Origin of the sequence: Borreliella afzelii (assembly GCF_014202295.1) — a bacterium.
Classification (GTDB): domain Bacteria; phylum Spirochaetota; class Spirochaetia; order Borreliales; family Borreliaceae; genus Borreliella; species Borreliella afzelii.
This window is the reverse complement of sequence record NZ_JACHGM010000001.1, coordinates 19419-41903: the sequence shown is the minus strand read 5'-3', so window position 1 is coordinate 41903 and position 22485 is coordinate 19419. Positions and strand designations below refer to the sequence as shown.

The window sequence follows — 22485 nt, the reverse complement described above, 5'->3', positions numbered from 1 at the left end:
TTCTTGCGTTTGGATAAGTATGTTTTTTTAGAAATTCTTGCTAACGATAATGGCAAGCGACTAGATTCAATTTTAATTAAAATTTTAAATTTGTCTAAAGCCAGGATAATAAAACATATTAGAAAGGGTGATATTAGGCTGAATGGTATAAAATCACATTTTTCATATAGAGTTTGTAAGGGTGATAAAATTTATTTATATAAATCTTTAGCCCAAGGTTTGAACTTAACTATGAATGAATGTTATAAAAGCAATATTGATTTTCAATGTATTCGAGAAAGAATAATTTATGAGGACAGTGATTTACTTGTTTTGGATAAACAGAGAGGCATTTTAGTTCATGGAGGCAGAAACTCTCTTGATTTTTTAGTGAATGCTTATCTTTTAAAGGAAGAGCTAAGATCTTTAAGCTTTAAGCCCTCGGCAGTTCATAGACTTGATAGGAATACCTCCGGTATTATTGTTTTTGCAAAAAATATAAATACTGCAAGAAAGTTAAGCACAGCATTTAGTAGTGGGTCTATAACTAAAAAATATTTTGCAATACTTTTGGGCGAGGTTAAGTCAACTGTTGTTTATAAAAATCATTTGTTTAGGAATAAAAGATTAAAAAAAACTTTTGTTTTAGATGGCAAAGATTTTATTAATGCAATTACAAAGGTTAATCCAATATTGTCTTCCAAGAGAGCTACTCTTGCTGAGATTGTTATTGAAACGGGCTTTACTCATCAAATAAGGGCTCAATGTTCGTTTAATAATCACCCTTTAATTAATGACAAGAAATATCATGATAAATTTGAGAAAAGCAATTACTTTTTACACGCTTTTTTGGTAAAATTTAATGAAGCATTCTTTAAAAAGAATGAATTTTACGCTAAGCCTAGTTTAGAATTTTTAAAGCAAGTAAAAGATATTTTTGATGTTTATGAATTTTCAGAATTTTTCAAGTAATTTTTTTTTGAAAAAAATATTAAGCAAGGTTAAAAACTTTGCAACCAGCATTAAGCATAAATTTGTTAGAGTGAAAGTGTATGCATTGGTAGGATCTGCTGGAACTGGCAAGAGCTTTAGATCGCATTTGGTAGCAGATAAATATTCAATACCTTTAATCATTGATGATGGTGTGTTAATTAAAAACATGAAAATTATTGCTGGTAGTTCTGCTAAGTTTGAAGATAATGTTTTTAGAGCAGTAAAGCGATCTGTATTTGAAGATGATGCTCATTGCAGTGAAATGCTTGAAGTTCTAGGAAGAGAAGAATTTAATAAAATATTAATATTAGGGACAAGTCTTAAAATGATAGATAAAATAATTTCAAGACTTTTGTTGCCAAATGTTTTTAAGATTATTTACATAACAGATGTCTCAACTAGGCAGGAAATAGAAAAAGCAAGGATTTCAAGGCAAATGGGAGAACATGTTGTACCAGCAGCTGCTTTTGAAATAAAGTCTGTTAGGCCTAATTTACTATTAAACCCAATTAAAGTTTTTTTTAAAAGTGGATGGTTTTTTACTAAGAAGAAAAATTATATTCGATCTGTTGTAAGGCCTCACTTTTATGAAGAAGGTGTTTTATCTATTTCTAAGAGAGCTGTAAGGCAAATTATTGAACATTGTGTTTCTGAATACGATAGAAGTTATATTGTTTATGATCTTAAAATTAAAAAAGATGGAAGTAATTACCTTTTTAAATTATTTTTAAATATTCCCCTTGGAAATAACTTGCTTAATAATACAGAAATGCTTAGAACCTATATTATTACTAACGTACTTAAGTATACAATAATCAATATATTGTCTATTGATATAGTTATACATAAATTTTATGACAAAAAAGATTATTTAGAAGAGAGCTATGAAGGTTGATTTTGACAGTTTGAATAATATTTTTTTTGTAGGAATAAAGGGGAGCGGAGTTTGTTCTCTTGCTTGTTTTTTAAATTCAAAAGGGTACTTTGTAGAAGGGGTAGATGTTTCTGATAAATTTCATACTGATAAGATTTTAAGTAACAATAAAATATCTTATTATGAAAATATTTATGAATTTTCATTAAAAGAACTTGGCAGGTCTTTTGATTTAATAGTATATTCTTCCGCTTATGATAAGTATGGTTTGCCAGCTTTGCTTGAAGCAAAAGAATTGAATATACCTATTTTATCTTATTCTGAAGTTCTTGGTGAGCTTTCTAGAAAGTACTATAGTGTAGGAATTGCGGGTTCTCACGGTAAAACTACCACTACGGCGTTTTTAGGTCTTCTTTTTAACAAATTAGGATTAAATCCTAATGTTATTGTAGGATCAAGTGTTAAAGATTTTGGAGATAATTCTGCAATAGCAGGTATTAGCAACATTTTTATTGCTGAGACTTGTGAGTATAAAAAGCATTTTTTACATTTTAGTCCTAATATGCTTATTTTAACTAATATTGATTATGAACATGTTGATTTTTTTGAAAATTATGAGGCTCTTGAGGACGCTTTTTTACAATATATTAATAATTTAAAGAAAAATGGAATATTAATAATTAATTCTGATGATAATAATTTACTTAAAATTAAAAGGCAAATCAACAGAAAAGATATAAATATTTTTAGCTTTGGATCTAAAGATTTGTCGAGCTTTCAAATAAGTAACATTGTAGTTAAGAATGAATATTTTTGTTTTTCTTTTTTAGGCTTATGCAATGTTGAACTTAGGACCGTTTTATTTCACAATGTATTAAATTTTTCGGCAGCGCTTTTGGCTTTAAATCTTTTTTTAGAAAGTAATGGGAAATCAATTTTTGATTTTGAAGAAGCAGTAAAGAAAATTGCAAAAAATTATAGTGGTATAAAAAGAAGGGTTGAAGTTGTTAAAGAGAAAAAGGGGGTGATTTACATGGACGATTATGCTCACCATCCTAGGGAAATTAGAGATACGCTTTTAGGTATTAAAGATTTTTATAAAAATAAACGTATAATTTTGGATTTTATGCCCCATACTTTTACAAGAACAAAAGAATTTTTTAATGATTTTGTTGAAGTTCTAAGTGTTGCTGATATATTAATTTTGCACAATATATATCTTTCTAATAGGGAAAATTTTAATCCAGATGAACTTTCTGTTAAATTGTTTTTAAATATTAAAAAAATAAATAAAAACACTTATTTTTTTAAAGATGTCAAGGATTCTGTTGAATTTATAAAAAGTTTATTAATATCAGGAGATTTGTTTATAACAATGGGCGCTGGAAATAATTTTATTTTACACGATTTTTTATAAGGGTATTAAAGTGAAAAGTATGACGGGATTTTTTTATTTGGAAAAGATAATTGGTAACTATATGTTTAGTGTTAATTTAAAGTCTTATAATGGAAAATTTTTAGAATTTAAACTTAGGTTACCAGAAATTTTTTCTGGTTATGATCTTGATATAAGAAATTTGATTTCAAAGTATATTAGCAGAGGTAATGTTTTTTTAAATGTAGGATATAAAGAATTGGTTCCTCGTATGAATTTTACAGTTAATCCTAATTATATTGAGGCTATTTCTAGACTTAGAGATTCTTTGGCACATACCAATCTTAACATTAAGAACGAACTAAGTTTAGGCGATTTTTTATCATTAAAGGGAGCTTTAATAATTGATGAAGATGGCGAGCATCAAGAAGAAATTTATGGGTTGTTTAAAGGTGTTTTAGAGGAAACTTTATTTCATTACAATAATGGGAGAAGTTTTGAAGGAGAAAATACTAAATCAGATATAGTATCAACTCTTGTGCTAATAGAGCGTGATCTTAAAATTATTAAGGATGCTTGTAATGATATAAATGTCAGATTATTTGCAAGCATTAAAGAAAATATCTCTAAATTAATGGATGAATTTAGAGACTTAAGTATTGCAGAAGAGGCAGCTAAAATGGCAATTCGCCTAGACATTAATGAAGAGATCATGCGCTTAGATTCTCATATAGAAACTTTTTATAAAAATCTTGAATATGAGATATGTGGCAAAGTTCTTGAATTTATTTCTCAAGAAATGCATAGAGAAATAACAACTATGAGCAATAAGGCGGTTGATCTTGATATTAAGAATTTGATTTTGAATATGAAGTTAAATTTAGAAAAAATAAAAGAGCAAATAAGGAATGTTGAATGAAAATAGCACTTTCTGGTAAGAGTGGTTGTGGCAATACCACTGTAAGTAGCATGATTGCAAAACATTACGGTCTTGAGTTTATTAATTATACTTTTCATGATATTGCAAGAGAGCGTAATATTCCTTTTTCGGAGTTTTATGAGAAAGAGATAATAGGAAGAGATGATTATTATTGGGATAGGTATCTTGATAAGAGATTGTCCGCACTTTCTAAAAAAAATAATACAGTGCTTGCTTCTCGTCTTGCTATTTGGATTTCTAAGAGCGCTGATTTAAAAATATATCTTTATGCTAAAATGGAAGTCAGAGCTGAGAGAATAATGACTAGAGAGGGGGGTATGTATTCTGATGTTTTAAGCAGTACTTTTAATAGAGATGAAAATGATAAAAAAAGATATTTGGCTATCTATAATATAGATATTGATGATTATTCTTCGGAGACCGATTTAGTGATTGATGTTACAAATATTAATTCAAATGAAGTTTTTGAATTAATTCGAGATGAAATTGATAAAAGAAATTTGAAAAATTAGCTAAACTTATTTAATATGTTTAGTTTGTAAGGAGATTAAATGACTAAAGTGCCTTTAAAAAAAATTCAAGATTTTGATGGAAATTTTTATGAACTTGTTGTTGCGACTATAATACGCACAGAGCAAATCATAGACAACATTTCTTTAGCAGAGCATGCTATTTCTGATGATAAAATATTAGGACAAGCTTTTAATGACGTTTTAACTGGTAAATTTAGCTATTCAATTGAAGGAAGATAGAATAGTTTTTATTTTTGGGCCTACAGCTGTGGGTAAAAGCAATATTTTGTTTCATTTTCCAAGAAATAAAGCGGAAATTATTAATGTTGACTCTATTCAAGTATATAAAGAGTTCAATATAGCTTCTTCAAAGCCTGGTAAAAGTTTAATGAAACATATAAAGCACCATTTAGTAGATTTTTTAGAGCCTGAAAAAGAATATACTCTTGGAATTTTTTACGAACAAGCTTTAAAAATAGTAAAAGAAATAAGACAGAAAAAAAAAATTCCTATATTTGTAGGGGGTACCGCTTTTTATTTCAAGCATTTAAAGGATGGATTTCCTTCAACACCTTTGGTTACTTCTAAAATAAGAATTTATGTAAACAATCTTTTAGATCTTAAAGGTAAATCCCATCTTTTAAAAGAATTGAAAAATGTAGACCCCATCAGATTTAATATGTTAAATAAGAATGATATTTATCGTATTAAAAGATCGCTTGAAGTTTACTACCAAACAGGAATTCCTATTAGCCAATTTCAAAAAAAACAAAATAGCGAATTTAAAAATATTTTGATTGTAGGGCTTAAAAGATCTTTTGAAGATTTGAAAACCAGAATATCAATAAGAATTAATGAAATGCTCAATAGTGGATTACTTTCCGAAATTAAAGGTTTGTTTAGCAAGGGTTACAACGAAAATACCCCGGCTTTTAAAGGGATAGGCTATAATGAGTTTTTGTTATGGAAAAGTAGACCTTGGTATAGTTTAAATGATATAATAAGTTTGATAAACAAAAATTCGGTTTTATATGCAAAAAGGCAGATGACCTTTTTTGCTAAGATGCCTGATGTTTTATGGTTTCATCCAGAGGATGATTTAGATGACATTTTGAATTTAATTTTTTAAGTTGATAAGGAGATTTAAGGAGTGCCTTGCGGAAGAAAAAGAAAATTAAAAAAAATTTCTACTCATAAAAGGAAGAAAAAAAGAAGGAAAAATAGACATAAGAAAAAAAATAAGTAATTTGTTGTATTGATCGAACTTTTTTCCGGTTATGATGTGGGGCTATTTAGAATGTTCAATTATTATATTGTTAACTATGTTTATGTCCTTACTAAAAATATAGCTTTCAGTTCCCTTGTAATTGACTAGGATCCAATTCCCTTCAATTCCATAGCGTTCTGTTTTTTCTAGTGTTTTTTCAATTTTTACGACTTCATCTTTTCTAAGTAGAATTGCATAATCATAATCCAATTCGCTGTTTTTTTTAGTGCTTTTACTAAGAAAAGCATAGTCTTTTATTATTATACCCACTTTATTGCTAAAGCCAAGAATACTACTTTTGGGCAAGTTCAATTTTTGAATGAGAGGAATTTTATTATTTCTATTGCAAGCTAAAAGAATTAAGAATATTAAATATAATGTTTTTGTATTCATAATTTCCTTGATTTTTTATATACTACTTTATAGTGTTACTATAATAATATAGTATTTTTTAGAATTTTTAAGGATTGTTAATGAAGAAATATCTTTTTTTTATTTTATTTCTCATCTCTTCTAATAATTTAATTGTTTCTTATCCACTTTCTTTTGGTGGAGGTTTTTCGTATCAATTTACTAATTATACTGACAAAACAAGCTCCACTAAATTTGCTCCAAATTTTACTAGGGCAGATCATGGGATTAATTTTAATTTATTTTTTGATGCAAATTATGTACTTTTTGAAGTATCTTACAAAGAGGCTTTTGTTACTACTCACAATGGAAGATATTTCTCGCTCGGGCTTTATGGAACATATCCAATGATTTTTAAAGAGCAGATTAGAATGCTTTTTCCATTGATTGGTTTTAAATATGCCTTTGATTTGAGTTCTAATAGGCACAATCTCTTTTTTTTAAGCATGGGGCTTGCTGCTGATCTTTTTATTCCCGATTTTGAAGGTTTATACATTAGGCCTTTGTTTATGCTTTCTATCTCCCCATTTTCTAATTATAAAAATTTTTCCGGGTTAACAACTGAGATTATGCTTGGATTTAATATTGGGTGGAGATTTTCTAATTAGGAAGTTTTATTCCTAAATGAAATGGAACAGATCTTTCCTGTCCAAAGATGTTTGCAGTAAAGTTTAATTTGTGAGGAGCATTATTTGATTTTACCACAAGAGTGCTTGAGCCCCCTCCATCTAGATTAATGGCGTTAGTCATGCCATAACTTAATGCAAAATCAATAGCTTCATTAAGAGAGGCCCCTTTGCTATTGTTGACGCCTCTTCCTTCTATTGTAGCAAGAAATAAATACTTATTATTTTTGTCAGTTCCTATTATTGTTCTTGGGTGTCTTGTTTCTTTAAAGTTTTTTTTATAAGTTCCGTTTTTGATTAAAACAAAAAATCCGCTAAATCCGTAATCGGATTCTTTTATTTCGTCTTCTTTGGGATTTAATATAATTTTATTGTGTTTTATTACAATTCCCCCATAGTTATCTATTTGTTTTGAAATCATTTTTTTATTATATATGTATAGTCCTTTTGGAAAAAACATGTTTTGTTTAACTTCGTACGGACTTGTATTAATAGCAATATCAACGTTGTTGGAAATTAAGAAATGACTTGTTGTTTGGCCTTTAAAGTAGTAATTATTTAATTTTTTGTCGTAAATAGGCTTTGATATGGTGAATTTTAAATCTTTATTTTCAATTTTTACTAGAACATAATTGCTATTTATGAAATAACCTCTAATAATTTTGTATTTGGCTTTTTTAGCGATTGATTTGGACAACATTAGTCCTGATGAAATACTTAAAACCAATATTAGCAGTGTTAATGTTTTTTTATTCATTTCTTTTTATTTTATAAGAATAAATGCTTTTAGGATAGTTTGTTAGTATGAGATTTTTAATCTTTGTTGCTAATTTTTTATTTTTAAATTTTATAAGACTAAATATTTGATAAATTATTTTAACATCTATATTTTTTTCATTATTTAAAATTTTTTTAATTTCTTCTTCATTAATAGTATCTTCATTTATTCTTAATTTTAGTGAAATGATTTCGTTTTTTATTTTTTGATTTTTAATTTTTTTTTTGTTTATTTTGTTTAAAAAATCATTGGCTTCTTTATATTTTTTTATTTTTAGATAGTATTTTGTAATTAGCAGGTAATATTGTTCTAAATCAAAATTTTTAATTTTATTTATTATTTCTAATTCTTTTGGCAAGTTGTTAGTTAAATCATAAAGCATATATAGTTTTATTAAATTTTCTGTATTTTCCTTATTATTACTTTGTAATGCAAAAGGAGTAATTACTAAAAATAATAAAGCATAACAAAAGGATAGCCAGTCCATAATTTATTATAAACTTTGTTTTGATAATAATGAAAATAATTTAAAATTATTGTTATCTGCTGCTAACGTTGGATAATATTTAATTATTATCTTTTCTATTAGAATAAGACTTTCAATGTTCGGTTTTTAAAAAAAGTAATTTAATTTTTTGTAAACTTTATTTATTAATTTTTTTATAAAATGTAGTTTTTGTATGTATTCTTCGTTTTCTATTAGGCTTTTTATGCTTTCCATAGATTCTTCTATTGCCATTATGAAATTTTGTTTGGGTTTTAGTCGAAAATTTCCAAAGCGATCTGTTTCTAATGATAAAAAAAGAGCAGTTTTTTTGGAGGGAGAGATTATAAACTGCATTGTACACTCTAGAAGATTTTTCATTTTTTCAGGTTCATCAATGTTTACATTGTTTGTTTCATATTTTTTTATACAATGCCAATTTTTTCCCATGCCTTTGACTATTTCTATAGTATCTAAAAATTTTTTATTGCTGAAAACTGTTGCATTTTTATGCATCAATTGTATTTTAATTTTTTTCAAATCCTCATTATTTTGATTATTTAATTCGTTTTTTGAAATCATTTCTTTTAGTGTTTCTAGATTAATTTGTATTACATAAATGTTGTTTTTGTACTCTGCTTTGAAAATTTTTCTTCCTATTTTGATCTCATTGATAATTTTTGTCTGCTTGGCATTTGCTATTTGTTTCTCTTTGTCAGGTATGTTTTTATGCTCAAACTCTTCATTAAGGTTAATATCATCAATCCATTCTTTTTTTAACACACCAATGGATCTTGCATACATTTTTGTAGTTTCTATAATTTCTCCTGCAACGAAATATTTCACAGAATCGGTACTAATAAGTGATCCAGGATGAATTATTACGTTTTGAGCTTTGATGGTTTTATATTTCTTTTTTGAAGTTTTAAAACAAATATAATCTCTCATCCCTCTCATTATTGATTTTAAATATCCTTCGTTGTCAAAAACACCTTTTTCTATTATTGGTATATTCAATTTGCTAACAATGTTTTCAAGTTGCATTTGTACATTTACTATCTCTTCAAGTCCTTGTAGGTCTAAATAATTTTCCTTCGTGAAAGCTTCTTTATTTGCAGCTTTTTTAAAATCTTCAAAGATATTAATAAACCCAATTAAATCTCCCATTGGATTTTTATATTTTAAATGAGCTTGTCTAGCTTCCATTTCTTCATTTTGGGGTAGTAGAAAAATTCCGCTTGTGGATAAAAATGATAGACCTATTGTGGTTTGATAGATCGCTTGTGGATAATTTATCATTGCTTCAACTAATGCTCTTGAATGTGCTGGCACTAATGGGAATAGTATCATATATTTCCCAATTTCTGTAAGTTCGTTTTTATTGTTTATGGCATCCAGAGATTTTAATATTTTGCTTGCAGTTTGAATCGAATGCTTTGATGGTTTTGATATAAAATCAAAGTGGGTAAAATCTCTGATTCCAATATCTGCCATTCTTAGTATTACCTCAGATAGGTCTGTTCTATATATTTCTTCTTTTTGATAATCTTCTCTTAGTTGATAATCTTCTCTTTTATAAAGTCTGTAGCAAGTTCCTTTTGAAAGTCTTCCTGCTCGACCGGCTCTTTGAGTTGCTGATGATTTTGAAATTGGAACTTCTTGGAGCGAATAGGTATGAGTTTTTGTTTGGAATTTATTTGTTTTAACTTTTCCGCTATCGATTACTATTTTAATATTTTCAATTGTGATGGAAGTTTCTGCAATGTTTGTTGACACTATTATTTTTCTTTTATTTTTAGGGGTAGGTACAAATATTTGCTCTTGTGCTTCTTTAGGCATTCTGCCGTATAAAGGAAAGATTATTAAATTTTTTTTTGAGTTTAATTCTTGTAATTCTTTTATAGTTTCTTTTATTTCTTTCTCTCCAGATAAGAATATAAGAATATCCCCCGCTTTTTTTTCTTTTATTACGTTTAAGACAATTTCTTTTATTTTTAATATCATTCCTTTTGATGTGTTTAAAAGAGGGGGATTGTATATTATTTGTACTGGATACGTGATAGTTTCAATACTGACAATCGGTGCATTATTGAAATATTTTGAAAATATTTTTGTGTTTATTGTAGCAGATGAAATTATTATTTTAAAATCGTCCCTTTTTCTTGAAATGTCTTTAATAAGGCCTAATATAAAATCGATATTTAAACTTCGTTCGTGTGCTTCATCTATTATGATTACGTCATATTCATAAAGCAATGTATCTTTTTTAAGCTCTTGCAGAAGAACCCCGTCAGTCATTAATTTGATTTTGGTTTTTGGACTTGTAATTTCTTCAAATCTTATTTTGTAACCAACTTCTTCTCCAACGTTTACACCAATATGCTTGGCAATATATTCTGCTATTGATATTGTAGCTATTCTTCTCGGTTGAGTTACTCCAATTTTTCCTAATTTTGCAAAACCCGCTTCATATATTATTCTTGGTAGTTGGGTAGTTTTTCCACTGCCTGTTGGACTTTCAACAATTAAAACATTATTTTTTTTTAATACTTTAATTAATTCGTCTTTGTATTTATAAATTGGGAGTTTGAAATCATTCATATTTATAATAAGCTGAACACATATTTCTCATTTATTTCGTCAAGATTAATGTTATCGGGTAAATCAATCTTCTTTCTTTTAATTTTAGCATAAAATCTATCGTTTTTTTTGTAAATATATATTTTGTTTCCAATTTTGTTTTTAGAAAATGCGATCATTTTAACGATTATACCCACTTTATTAACTCTTTCGTTGAGTAGGCTGATGGCCTTGTCTAGCGTTATGTCATATGCTTTTTCATCTTTTTTGAGCGAGCAGGCAATACTTCCGCTTTCAGTTTTAATATAGTCTCCAAAAACACCAGTCGCAGCAATGATTTGTTCGTTAGTTTTAGGATGTTTGCCGATTAGTTTTGGCAGTGAGAGCAATTTTAAAGCAAGCTCTAATGTCATGTTTTCAGGGTCAATTTTTTTAGCCGATGCTTTTTTTGCTTTTATTATTTTTAGTTTTTTAGGTTTTCCCTTTTTTGTATATTCTTGAGGAGCATAAGTGTCTTCTCCAAGTTGTACAATGCTTCCATAAATTGTATTTTTGAAGATTACATTAAGTCCTGTTAAAGGATCAATACCGAGTATATTTGGTTTTAATTCTTTTTCATTTATTATTTTTTCTATTTCATCTTTTTTGTATAAATTTTCTAATGGAGTTGTTGTAATAATTGAATAATTATGCCCTTTGAATATTAAATAAGGTCCATATTTGCCGATGTTTATTGTGTAATTAATGTTATTGTCTTTATTTTCTAGGTTTTGACTTTCAATAACAGTTCTAAATTCAGAGGAATTAATTTTAGGCTCCAGTTGCATTACTGTATCTTTTAGTCCTTTTTTTCCATTATAGAATTTACTTAGATATTTTATTTTATCTAGCTTTCCTATTGCTATTTTATCTAATTTTTCTTCCATATTAGAGGTGAAATTTAGTTCAATTAGTACTGGAAAATATTTTTCAAGAAGATTTATTACAGCGGCTCCTTTTATAGTTGGTATTAATGTGTTGTTAAGTTTGAATGCATATTCTCTTTCTAAAAGTGTCGATATAATTGTAGAATAGGTTGAAGGACGACCTATTCCTTCTTTTTCCATTTTTTGCACAAGAGATGCTTCTGTGTATCTAAATGGAGGCTTTGTTTCATGCTCACTTGTTTGCATTTTGACTATGGAAAATATATCTCCCTTTTTTATTAAGTCAAAATTTATGTTAAGATGTTCATCTTTTTCTTTAGTATGTTTAAGAAATCCATCAAAAATTATTTTTGTAAAATTTGATTTGAAAATTAAGTTTTTATACTTAAAAGTCAGTTTTATATTTTCTTTTATTGCATCTTTCATTCCAGAAATAATGGTTCTATCCCATATTATTTTATAAATTTCTTTAGCGGTTTTGCTTTCTATTTCTATGTTTTCGTTTGGAATAAACATTTCAGAAGGCCTTATTGCCTCATGTGCATTTTGAGTCATTTTTTCTTTTTTATAAATTCTATCTTTTTTCTCTATATAGTCTTTTCCATATATGTTTTTTATTATTTTTGTTATTTTGTCTTTTGCGATTTTAGCAATATTATGAGAATCTGTTCTCATATAGGTAATGTATCCGTGTTCATAAAGTTTTTGAGCGTGTTGCATAATTTGCTTTGTCCCAATTTTAAGGCGTTTATTTATTTCTTGTTGAAGTGTGGATGTAGTAAATGGCTTTGGTGGGGGTATGTTTATTTTTTTAGTTTCTATTGAAATTAATTCAATTTTTTGTCCGTTTTCTAATTCTTTTTCAAGCTCGATCATTAAATCTTGGGTTATTATTATTGATTTGGCGCTATTTTTAAGCTTTCCAGTTTCATTTGTAAAGTCTTTACCCTCTGCTATATTCTTGCCATCAATTTCTTCTAATTTTGTTTCAAGCAACAAATCTTTTTTTTCGTGTTTACATTGAAGTAAAATTGAATAATAATTTGCTTTTTTGAAATTTATCCTAGTTCTTTCTTTTTCTATTAATAATTTTAATCCAACAGATTGTACTCGCCCGGCAGAAAGCCCATAAGCTATTTTTTTCCAAAGTAGTGGAGAGATAGTATACCCGTATAGTCGGTCCAGTAATCTTCGAGCTTCGCCAGCATTAACAAGGTTCATATCGATGTTTCTAGTATTTTTTAGTGATTCAGTTATTGCAGTTTCTGTGATTTCATGGAATATCATCCGTTTATAATTTTTAATTTTTAGTACTTCTTTTAAGTGAAATGCTATAGTTTCTCCTTCTCTGTCTTGGTCGGTTGCAAGATATATCTCATTGATTGTTTTTACTAATTTTTTTAGTTTTGATACAATTGGTTTTTTATTGCTAGGAATAATGTAAATTGGATCAAATCCATTGTTATAATCTATAGAAATATTTGCCCATTCATATTTTTTATATTCTTTGGGAATTTCTTTTGCGTTGTTTGGTAAATCTACTATATGTCCAATACATGCTTCTACTAAGAACGAGTCATCAAGAAACTTTTTTATTGTTTTAGCTTTTGTTGGTGATTCAACTATTATCAATTTTTTCTTTTGCATAAATTCCTTATGTTTATATATTATAATACAATGTATAAATATAATTTAAGAATTAAAAAAAAGTGAGAGTGTTTTGTGAACAATTATAAAGTTTTGCATACTTCAGATTGGCATATTGGAAAAAAAATTGAAAATTTTTCAATACTTAAGGAGCAGAAGAATTTTTTATCTTTTCTTTTAGAATTTCTTAAAAAAGAAAAAATAGATCTTTTGCTTGTTGCTGGAGATGTTTATGATTCTAAAAGACCCGGATTTGAAGAGCAAAGATTGGTGAATAATTTTTTTTACGAACTTTCTTTTACTTCTTGTAAATGGTGTGTAGTTATTTCTGGGAATCATGACAAAAAAGATTATTTGAGTATCAATAAAAAACTTCTTTCACGGTTTAATTTTTTTTTAATAACAGAATATGATTCTGATGAGCAAATAGTTTTCTTAAAAGATAATGGGATTTTGAAGTTTATTGTTGTTTGTTTTCCTCATATAAATGAAAGGTTTATTTTAGGGCAAAATTTTGACAATATTTTTGGATTAGAAGATCAGTCTTCAAGTAAGCTATTTCTTGAAAATTTAGAAAATGCTTACAGAGAAAAGATATCAAGTTTATCTAATTTTTTAGAAAACAAGTATAAAGGAATTCCTAAAATATTAATGGCACATTCTTTTTTTAGCAGCAGTAAAAAGATTGATACCTTGGGAGGTAGTTATATTATTCCTTTTAATGTTTTTGGAAATGGTTTTTCTTATGTTGCTCTTGGACATATTCATAAATTCATGAAACTAAGGGATAATATTGTTTATTCAGGCTCTCCCATGCAATATTCATTTAATGAGACCCATGATAAATATATAAATGTTTTGCATTTTAATGACAATAAATTAATTTTGCAAAAAGCATTTCCGGTGCCGATTTTCAATAAATTAATCTTTGTTAAAGGTTCTTTGAATGAAGTTCTTGACTTTTTAAATAATGTTAGAAAAGATGAGACTTTTACTATTTATTTAAAAATTGAACTTAATGAAGCGATTGATACTAGTGCTGAGGAGACCATTTATGATTTAGCAAAGCTTAATTTTATAAATTTAGTTTCTATTTCTTATTCTTTACTTTTAAGTCAGAATTTGCAAGACGATTCTAGCGATATTGGAGAACTTGAAGTTCTTGAGATGGATGAAAAATATTTTTTTGAAAAAAAGTTGAGACGAGATTTTGAGAATGGTGTTATTAAGGATATCAAATTTAAGGAAGAAGAGCTTATTTCTCTTTTTAACGAGGTTTTAGCTAAAGGATATTTGGGCGAATATGAGGATAAATAAGCTCATATTTAAAAATATTGCTTCTTATAAAGGCGAGCATGAGTTAAATTTCGATACGCTTCTTTTAAGACAATCAGGCATTTTTTTAATTTCTGGTAATACTGGATCAGGTAAAAGTACTATTTTAGATTGCATAACTTTGGCGCTATATGCTCGTGTTTATAGACTTGGAAAAAAAATTGTAGATATTATATCAAAAGGTGAGACCAGTGCTTATGTTAAATTAACATTTACTATTGCTGGTAAGATTTATGAATCTTTTATTGAGCTTAATGTAAAAAATATAGAGACACCTAAGAGTATGTTGCTTAGTTGTTTTTTTGATGATAGGATTATTGAGGGTAGAACCGACGTTTTAGAGCATATTAAAAGTCTTTGTCGATTAGACTTTAATCAATTTTGTCAAACTGTAATTTTGCCACAAGGTAATTTTCAAGAATTTTTAACATCAACGCCTAAAGAGAAAACCGCAATAATTGATAATATTTTTAATTTGAAAAAATATGATAATTTGGAATTTTATTTAAAAAGTGACTTTGAGCGTACAAAGTTTAGTATAGATAAATTATTAAATTCGGAATCTTATGAAAAATCGATTCTTGATTATGATGAGAAGGAGTATAAATCCCTTAAGGATTATTTAGATTTAGTTGATATTGGTCGATTAGAAATTGATCTTAAAAATATTAAAAGGGCTATTTCTTTGTGTAATCAGGCAATATCGTCTAACGAGAGATATTTAGGCTTGGAAATTGAAATATCTTCTCTAGAGGATCAATTATCTTCTCAGATTGAATATCAAGATTCTTTAGAGTCGGATTATTCTTTTCAAAAAAAAATAAAAGAAAATTTGGATTTGGATCGGAAAATTTATTTGTGTTCAGATTTTTGGAATTTGAAAAATCTTGTTGCTATGCAGGGCGAATTATTTAATGATATTAGATTGCTTGATTTAGAACTTTCAAAAGTGATAGATAATTTAAAAGAAATTAAAGATTTGGACAGTAATAATTTTAATTATGTTAAGGAACTTTTTAATAAAAATTGTAATATTTTTAATTTTACATCTGTTGAGAATGATTATCAAAACTTGCTTTTAAGGAAAAATAGCCTTGAGAATGAAAAAAAAGAATTATTAAAGGCTCAAAGTAAAAAAAATGATGAGATTAAAAGTATTTCTTCTGAGAAATCTAATTTCGATTTTGATAAGTATGTTTATTATGAGGCATTGAAATTATTTCAAACTTTTAATGATGAATTGATTTCAAAATATAGAGATAGGTTGGAATTTTTATTAAAATCTGCTGACAAAGAAGATTTTAATAAAAACAAGGAAAAAAATCTTATTAAGATTGATTTGTATAAAGAGTTGTTAAAATATCTTGATGATAAAAATTTTTCTATTGAGAGTGATAAAGAGAAATTAAAATATATTGAGGTTGAATATAAAAATTATCAGCATAAAGATAAATTGTCGGTTTGTAGTTTGAAAGAGCTTTACATTTTAAATTCAAAGCTTAATTTGATACAAAATCAAATTAATGAGCTTAAATATCAGCTATCTTGCAAACAAGAAGAAATCTCTAAGCAAGAGATTAATGCTTTGGAGTTTGAAAAGAATAATGCTGAAATTTTAAGATTGATTGGAAAAAATTTATTTGATAAATACATAAATTATTCTAAGAGAGAAAAAATTTTAGCATTTGAAAATAAATTGGAAAAGCTTGAACAATTTAAGGGTAGGGAAAAGGATTTAAAAATTGAGATTTCTTTAAAAAATCAAAATTTTGATCAAAATCTTTTAAAGATTAAAAGTTTATTATTAAAACTTAATTTGCATTTAAATTTTAGCGATTATTATTCCTTGAAAAGAGAATTTAATGTTATTTTAGCTAGGCAGAAAAGTATAGAAAATGAATGGAATACCCTTGTTTTAAATCTTAAAAATTTAGAAGATTTGAAAATTAAAACCGAAACCCAAATTAAATTTATAAAAGAATCTATTTTGACTTTAAAGGTGAAATTAAACGAAGAACAAAATAGTTTTATGAATATAGCTTCAAATTTAAAAAGTGTTTTTTCAGATTCATTTCCTTTTGAATTAGAAACTGTTTTGGAACAAATCAATAAGAATAGTCTTCATTTCTTGCAAAAATTGAGTTTGTCAATTGGCTCTAAGCTTGAATTTTTATCCAGAGATATCGAAAAGTATAAAATAAAGCTTTTAAACTTTAAAGCTCTTCAAAAAAAGATTAATAAACAAAAAATTAATTTAGATGTGCTAAGAGGAGAATTAAATCTTGCTAAAGAAAGGAAAGATAAGCTAGATATTTTAAGGAAGGTGGTTATTAGATCTTCTGGATTGAAATATTATGTTCAAACTTTTTTAATTAATGATATTTTAAGGCTGGCAAATGAGAAGTATTTAAGGTGGATTTTCCCTGATTTTGAGCTTAAAACCAACAAAGAGAGCAAGGAGTTTGATTTTTTAATTGAAGACAAAAAAGATGTTAATAAAATAAGAACGGTAAAAACTTTGTCTGGGGGAGAGAAATTTCTTGTATCTTTGGCTTTGTCTTTAGCTTTATCTGATAAAATAAGAGATAGTGAATTAAAAATAGAAGCTTTTTTTTTAGATGAAGGGTTTGGCAATCTTGATGAAGATACTTTGGCTCAAGTTATGCCCAAACTTTCTAAGTTTCAAATAATGACCGGACGACAAATTGGCATAATTTCCCATGTTTCTTATTTGAAGGAGATGATTAAAGCACAAATAGTTATAAACAAAATTTCTAAAATTTCTTATATTGCTATGGAAAATTTATGATCATTTATGTACAATTAGGCTTTGAGGATAAATATGAAACATTATTTGGCAATTGATATTGGCGGGACTAATACTAAATATTCGCTTGCAGATTCAAGCGGTGTTTTTTTTGATAAAAATGAAATAAGTACGGGGACTACTTCTGATGAACTAGTAAATACTTTAGTTAATCTTATTAATGCTTACAAAGAATCGAGTAATATAGCAGGGGTTGCAATTTGTATTCCTGGGTTTGTTGATCTTAAGGGAAATGTTATTAGAGTAAATGCTATTTCTGGCTTTGTTAATTATCCTTTAAAAGAGAGATTGGAATCTTTAACCGGAGTAAGTACAGAGATTGAAAATGATGCTAATTGTGTGGCCTTAGCAGAAAAATTCAAGGGTAATGCTATTGATTCTAATGATTTTATTGCTATAACCCTTGGCACAGGAATTGGTGCTGGAATTTTTACAAATGGCAAACTTTTAAGAGGAAGTTCTTTTATGTCCGGAGAGGTTGGATTTATGATTACTAGAGGTATTAGCAATAATATTCCTTTTAATTGTAGATGGGAGGCTATTTCTTCTGTTTCAGCTTTAAGGAAAAGAGTTGCTATGCGCTTAGAGAAGCCCTTAAAAGAAGTTTCAGGAGAATGTGTTTTTGATCTTGCTGAGAATGGAAATATTCATGCCAAGAATGAAGTTGACAGATTTTTTGAGAATTTATCATTTGGTATTTTTAATTTAACTTTTATTTTAAATCCCGAAAAGATTTTAATTGGGGGAGGAATAAGCGCAAGGTCTGATTTAATAGATAGAATATATGAAAAATTAGAAAATTTATGGTCGTTAGAAATGGCTTTTGTAAATAATAATAACATAAAAAATCTTGTAACACTTGAACCGACTAAATTTAATAATGAATCTGGTAAAATTGGAGCTTTGTATCATTATTTTACTTGTAAAAAGCAAAATAATCCCTCTTTTGATTAATAAACTTATGAATTTAGGTTTTTTGAATGTTTGAAGCTAGTTTTGCTATAAAGTTTTCAACACTAGATTTTTGAATATTAAATTCTATTTCTACTGTATTTTGATCTTTTATTGTGGCTTTTACAGGGCTTGATATTGTGAGATTGCTCATGCTTGTCAAGATAGTTGGAATTAGTTTTTTTGACAATATTTTTAATATTGATGGGTTATTTGTTTGGAGTAGGGATTTAAAAATATATTCATTTTGATTTAGTCTGTTTATAGACAGGGTTCCACTGCTAAAAGGGATTAAATTTTTACTACTTGCTATTTGGTCTGATAGCAGTAATTTTGAATCTTGAATCCAAAAAAACATTTCATTTTCTTCTATTTCCTTAATATATTTTGTTGTTAGTATATTATGTTCTTTTAAAGTTTTATCTTTTTGGTTTATTGTAATACTGGTTCTAGCTCTGTTCGGGGTAATGTATATGTTTGAATTTTTAAGTTTCCATTTTGGACTTGCAAATATATTACCTATTGATTCTGTATTTCTATTTCTATGAATTCCCCAGAAAATATCTTTTGGAAAATTGCCCATTATTAGTAGAGCAAAATCGTTATTTTCTTTTTTATAGCTAAAATATAAATCATTTATAAGCCCTAGAGCGGATTTATATTTAGGGCTTAAAGAGTTGTAAATAGATCTATTTTTAATTAAATTTACATGGGCATATAAATTTGCGTCAGGCAAAAGCTCCATTAAGTAATTTAGATTTTGTTTTGGAGGGCTATAAGGTAAGCTGGTGCATCCTACTATGAGGCACGAAATAGCAATTATTTTTGTTAATGTTTTTAAGATTATTTTTAACATTTTTCAATTCCTATTATTGTAAATATGTTGTCGTCGAGGTTTATTTTTTTTTCTAGCTTGCTTTTGTTAAATATGATATTTAAGGCCAATGTTTCAGTTTTAATATATTTTTCAAATTTATTTAGTATTTCTTGTAATGTTTCATTATTTTCTATGTATAAGTTTATTCTATCGCTCACATCAAAATTTTTTTCTTTTCTTAAATTTTGAATTTGTCTTACAAATTCTCTTGTAAGTCCTTCTAAGTATAGCTCTTTTGTGATTAGCGAGTCTATTCCTATTGTAATAGATTCTTCATTGATTACTTTTAAGTTATCTTTTTCTTCTCTTTCTAATATTATATCATTTAATGATAAGTAATACTTTGTATTACCCACTTTTATTTCATAAGATATTCCATTTATTATTTTTATTATATCTTCATTTTTTAGCTTGCTAATCTCAATAGATACTGTTTTCATATCTTTCCCAAGCTTTTTTCCAAGTTCTTTAAAGTTTGCTTTTGCTTTGTAAGTTATGAGGTCCTCTTCATTAGATTTTATTTTCATTTCTTTTGCATTTATTTCATCTAATATTATTTCTTGCATTTCTATTAGCATATTTTGTTCATTTTGATTTTTTGTGACAATATATATCGTACTAATAGGCATGCGTATTTTTATATTATGTAATGATCTGAGTGATCTTGCCATTGAAGTTATTTTTCTTGCAAGATTTATTTTCTCTTCAATTGTTTTGTTGATTAAATTTTCATTTGCTTTAGGATAATCGTTAAGGTGTATTGATTGCTTGTCTTCATCGGTTTTTAAATTTTGATAAATCTCTTCTGTTATAAATGGAATAAAGGGTGCCAGTAAAATCATTAAAGTTTTGATTGCATAATATAATGTTTCATAGGCATCATTTTTGTCTTTATCGTTTTCTGATTTCCAAAATCTTCTTCTCGATCTTCTTATATACCAATTATTCAATTTATCTATAAATTCAAGTAAAGATTCTATTGATTTTGTTAAATTATATTTGTCTATTTCGTTATTTAGTATTTTTTTTAGGCTTTCAAGTTCGCTTATGATCCATTTGTCAAGGTTATTGTTTTTAACTAAGTTGAAATTTTTTGGAGGTTGGAATTTGTCAATTATTGCATAAGTTGTGAAAAAGGAATAAGCGTTCCAAATGGGTATTATTATATTTTTAAGAACGTCTCTTACCCCATTGTCGCTATATTTTAAATCATCAGCTTTGACTACAGGGCTCATTATTAAATAAAGCCTTAAAGCATCGGCTCCGAAGGTGTTTATTACTTCCATTGGGTCTGTATAATTTTTAAAGGATTTTGACATTTTTCTTCCATCGCTTGAAAGCACAAGTCCATTTACAATGACGTTTTTGAATGCTGTGCTTTCAAAAAGAGAGACCCCTAGGATTGTAAGAGTATAAAACCATCCTCTTGTTTGATCTAGGCCTTCTGCAATAAAGTCAGCAGGAAATATATTTTTAAAATTACTTTCATTTGTGAATGGATAATGATTGCTTGCGTAAGGCATTGCTCCAGATTCAAACCAACAATCTAGAACCTCGCTTGTTCTTATGAATGTGCCGCCATCTTTGCTTGGCCAAGTTATTTTATCCACTTTGTCTTTGTGTAAGTCTTCGATTTTTTGACCAGATAGACTTTCAAGCTCTTTTTTTGATCCAACGCAAATTTTTTTCCCTGTTTTTGAGCATATCCAAATTGGAATTGGATTTCCCCAAAATCTGTTTCTGCTTATTGCCCAATCCTTTGCATTTTCTAGCCATTTCCCAAATCTTCCTTTTTTCAAATGAGCTGGCATCCAATTAATTTTTTCATTTACTTCTAAGAGTTTAGTTTTTATTTTTTCTACATTTACAAACCACGAGCTTATTGGTCTGTAAATAATTGGATAGTTTGTTCTATAACAAAATGGATATCTGTGTAGATAATTTTCTCTTTTGAATAAAAAATTGCGTAATTTTAGGTTTTCTATTATTTTTTTATCAGCATCTTTTACAAAAAGTCCTTGAAAATCTTTTACCCGATTTGTGAATTTACATTCAGCATCTAAGGGATCTATTATATCGACATTTGTGTGTTTTTTAAGTATTCTGTAGTCTTCTTCTCCAAAAGGAGCAATATGAACAATTCCTGTTCCATCATCAGTTGTAACATAATCGGCCATGTGGACTTTGAAAGCCCCTTTATCTTTTTGTTCTAAAAAGTAGTTGAAAATAGGTTCATATTCTATGCCTTCAAGCTTGCTTCCTTTAAATTTTTCTATAATAGTATAGGAATTTTCATCATCATAATAGCTATTAAGCTTTTTTGATCCAAGTATTAAAATCTCTTCTTTTTTTTTGTCAAAAATTTTAGAATATTCTATTTCTTGCCCCACTGCAATTCCAAGATTTGAGGGCAATGTCCAAGGGGTGGTTGTCCATGCTAGTAGGTATTCGTTTTTATCTTTTATTTTGAATTTTATTGTTAATGATGGGTCATTGACTTCTTTATATTCTCCAAGATTCACTTCAAAGTTTGAAAGTGGAGTTGCAAGCTTTGGAGAATAGGGGAGTACATAATAACTTTCGTAGATTAAACCTTTGTTATAAAGACTTTTAAATACCCACCATACAGATTCCATGAAGTTTATATCCATAGTTTTGTAGCCTTTTTCAAAATCCACCCATCTTCCAAGTCTCAAGATTATATTTTTCCATTCTTCTGTATATCTAAGTACTATTTTTTTGCATTCTTTGTTAAAATTTTCAATCCCATAATTTTCTATTTCGTATTTGCCAGAAATTCCCAATTTTTTTTCTACTTCGTATTCAACAGGTAGTCCGTGAGTATCCCATCCAAAATTTCTTTTAACGTATTTGCCTTGCATTGTTTGGTATCTTGGAATTATGTCTTTTATTGTGTTTGGAACAAAATGTCCAAAATGGGGAAGTCCTGTTGCAAAAGGGGGCCCGTCATAAAATGTAAATTCTTCACATCCTTCTCGTTGTTTCATTGATTTTTCAAAAATCTTGTTGTCATTCCAAAATTTTAATATTTTTTCTTCTATTTTAGGAAAATTTGCCTTGTTTTCTACTTTTTTAAACATAT

18 protein-coding genes are annotated in these 22485 nt (G+C 27.5%); 11 read left to right on the top strand and 7 right to left on the bottom strand.

What is annotated here, in order from left to right:
• Positions 1-3: 3 nt before the first annotated feature.
• Genes HNP63_RS00145 through miaA form a run of 7 tightly spaced genes read left to right on the top strand, consistent with a single transcriptional unit; the run spans position 4 to position 5802 of the window.
• Positions 4-951, top strand: a complete 948-nt coding sequence (locus HNP63_RS00145; protein ID WP_073999028.1) for an RluA family pseudouridine synthase — start codon at positions 4-6, stop codon at positions 949-951.
• Positions 920-1867 (top strand): hypothetical protein, encoded by a 948-nt coding sequence (locus HNP63_RS00140; RefSeq protein WP_011601250.1) that lies wholly within the window; start codon positions 920-922, stop codon positions 1865-1867. The genes HNP63_RS00145 and HNP63_RS00140 overlap by 32 nt, the downstream gene beginning before the upstream one ends.
• Positions 1857-3263, top strand: a complete 1407-nt coding sequence (gene murC / locus HNP63_RS00135) for a UDP-N-acetylmuramate--L-alanine ligase (RefSeq protein WP_183226901.1) — start codon at positions 1857-1859, stop codon at positions 3261-3263. The genes HNP63_RS00140 and murC overlap by 11 nt, the downstream gene beginning before the upstream one ends.
• Positions 3264-3273: 10 nt before the next feature.
• Positions 3274-4140: a YicC/YloC family endoribonuclease gene (locus HNP63_RS00130; RefSeq protein ID WP_004789496.1), complete on the top strand. Its 867-nt coding sequence runs from the start codon at positions 3274-3276 to the stop codon at positions 4138-4140.
• Positions 4137-4673, top strand: coding sequence for a (d)CMP kinase (cmk, locus tag HNP63_RS00125; RefSeq protein WP_004790054.1), 537 nt, complete (start codon positions 4137-4139; stop codon positions 4671-4673). Before HNP63_RS00130 ends, cmk begins: the two co-directional genes overlap by 4 nt.
• 39 nt (positions 4674-4712) lie before the next feature.
• A complete protein-coding gene (locus HNP63_RS00120; RefSeq protein ID WP_004789829.1) occupies positions 4713-4913 on the top strand; it encodes a DNA-directed RNA polymerase subunit omega in 201 nt (66 codons plus the stop codon).
• Positions 4900-5802, top strand: coding sequence for a tRNA (adenosine(37)-N6)-dimethylallyltransferase MiaA (miaA, locus tag HNP63_RS00115; protein WP_011601252.1), 903 nt, complete (start codon positions 4900-4902; stop codon positions 5800-5802). The genes HNP63_RS00120 and miaA overlap by 14 nt, the downstream gene beginning before the upstream one ends.
• Positions 5803-5961: 159 nt before the next feature.
• Here the strand turns inward: miaA and HNP63_RS00110 are convergent, their stop codons facing one another.
• Positions 5962-6333 carry a hypothetical protein gene (locus HNP63_RS00110; protein WP_004789477.1) on the bottom strand — a complete coding sequence of 124 codons (372 nt, stop codon included), beginning with the start codon at positions 6331-6333 and terminating at the stop codon, positions 5962-5964.
• Positions 6334-6413: 80 nt separating this feature from the next.
• On the opposite strand from HNP63_RS00110, the gene HNP63_RS00105 reads away from it, so the two are divergent.
• The gene (locus HNP63_RS00105) at positions 6414-6959 is read left to right on the top strand and encodes a hypothetical protein (protein ID WP_004790071.1); all 546 of its coding nucleotides are present in this window, start codon (positions 6414-6416) and stop codon (positions 6957-6959) included.
• Here HNP63_RS00105 and HNP63_RS00100 read toward each other — a convergent pair.
• From HNP63_RS00100 to topA, 4 genes are all read right to left on the bottom strand, one after another.
• On the bottom strand, positions 6952-7734 hold the full coding sequence (locus tag HNP63_RS00100) for a phosphodiester glycosidase family protein (RefSeq protein ID WP_011601253.1): 783 nt from the start codon (positions 7732-7734) through the stop codon (positions 6952-6954). The genes HNP63_RS00105 and HNP63_RS00100 overlap by 8 nt on opposite strands.
• Positions 7727-8242 carry a hypothetical protein gene (locus HNP63_RS00095; protein ID WP_004789387.1) on the bottom strand — a complete coding sequence of 172 codons (516 nt, stop codon included), beginning with the start codon at positions 8240-8242 and terminating at the stop codon, positions 7727-7729. The genes HNP63_RS00100 and HNP63_RS00095 overlap by 8 nt, the downstream gene beginning before the upstream one ends.
• 126 nt (positions 8243-8368) lie before the next feature.
• The gene (locus tag HNP63_RS00090) at positions 8369-10840 is read right to left on the bottom strand and encodes an ATP-dependent RNA helicase (protein WP_011601255.1); all 2472 of its coding nucleotides are present in this window, start codon (positions 10838-10840) and stop codon (positions 8369-8371) included.
• Positions 10841-10842: 2 nt separating this feature from the next.
• Positions 10843-13392: a type I DNA topoisomerase gene (gene topA, locus HNP63_RS00085; RefSeq protein WP_183226899.1), complete on the bottom strand. Its 2550-nt coding sequence runs from the start codon at positions 13390-13392 to the stop codon at positions 10843-10845.
• A 75-nt stretch (positions 13393-13467) separates the two neighbouring features.
• On the opposite strand from topA, the gene HNP63_RS00080 reads away from it, so the two are divergent.
• The 3 genes from HNP63_RS00080 to HNP63_RS00070 are packed head-to-tail and all read left to right on the top strand — an operon-like array spanning position 13468 to position 18508.
• On the top strand, positions 13468-14709 hold the full coding sequence (locus HNP63_RS00080; protein WP_004789834.1) for an exonuclease SbcCD subunit D: 1242 nt from the start codon (positions 13468-13470) through the stop codon (positions 14707-14709).
• Positions 14696-17536 carry an AAA family ATPase gene (locus HNP63_RS00075; protein ID WP_183226897.1) on the top strand — a complete coding sequence of 947 codons (2841 nt, stop codon included), beginning with the start codon at positions 14696-14698 and terminating at the stop codon, positions 17534-17536. Before HNP63_RS00080 ends, HNP63_RS00075 begins: the two co-directional genes overlap by 14 nt.
• A gap of 33 nt (positions 17537-17569) precedes the next feature.
• Positions 17570-18508 (top strand): ROK family protein, encoded by a 939-nt coding sequence (locus tag HNP63_RS00070; protein ID WP_011601258.1) that lies wholly within the window; start codon positions 17570-17572, stop codon positions 18506-18508.
• A 13-nt stretch (positions 18509-18521) separates the two neighbouring features.
• On the opposite strand, the gene HNP63_RS00065 is transcribed toward HNP63_RS00070, so the two are convergent.
• Both HNP63_RS00065 and ileS read right to left on the bottom strand, forming a co-directional pair.
• A complete protein-coding gene (locus HNP63_RS00065) occupies positions 18522-19361 on the bottom strand; it encodes a hypothetical protein (protein ID WP_048830731.1) in 840 nt (279 codons plus the stop codon).
• Positions 19355-22483: an isoleucine--tRNA ligase gene (gene ileS / locus HNP63_RS00060; RefSeq protein WP_183226894.1), complete on the bottom strand. Its 3129-nt coding sequence runs from the start codon at positions 22481-22483 to the stop codon at positions 19355-19357. Before ileS ends, HNP63_RS00065 begins: the two co-directional genes overlap by 7 nt.
• Positions 22484-22485 lie beyond the last annotated feature (2 nt).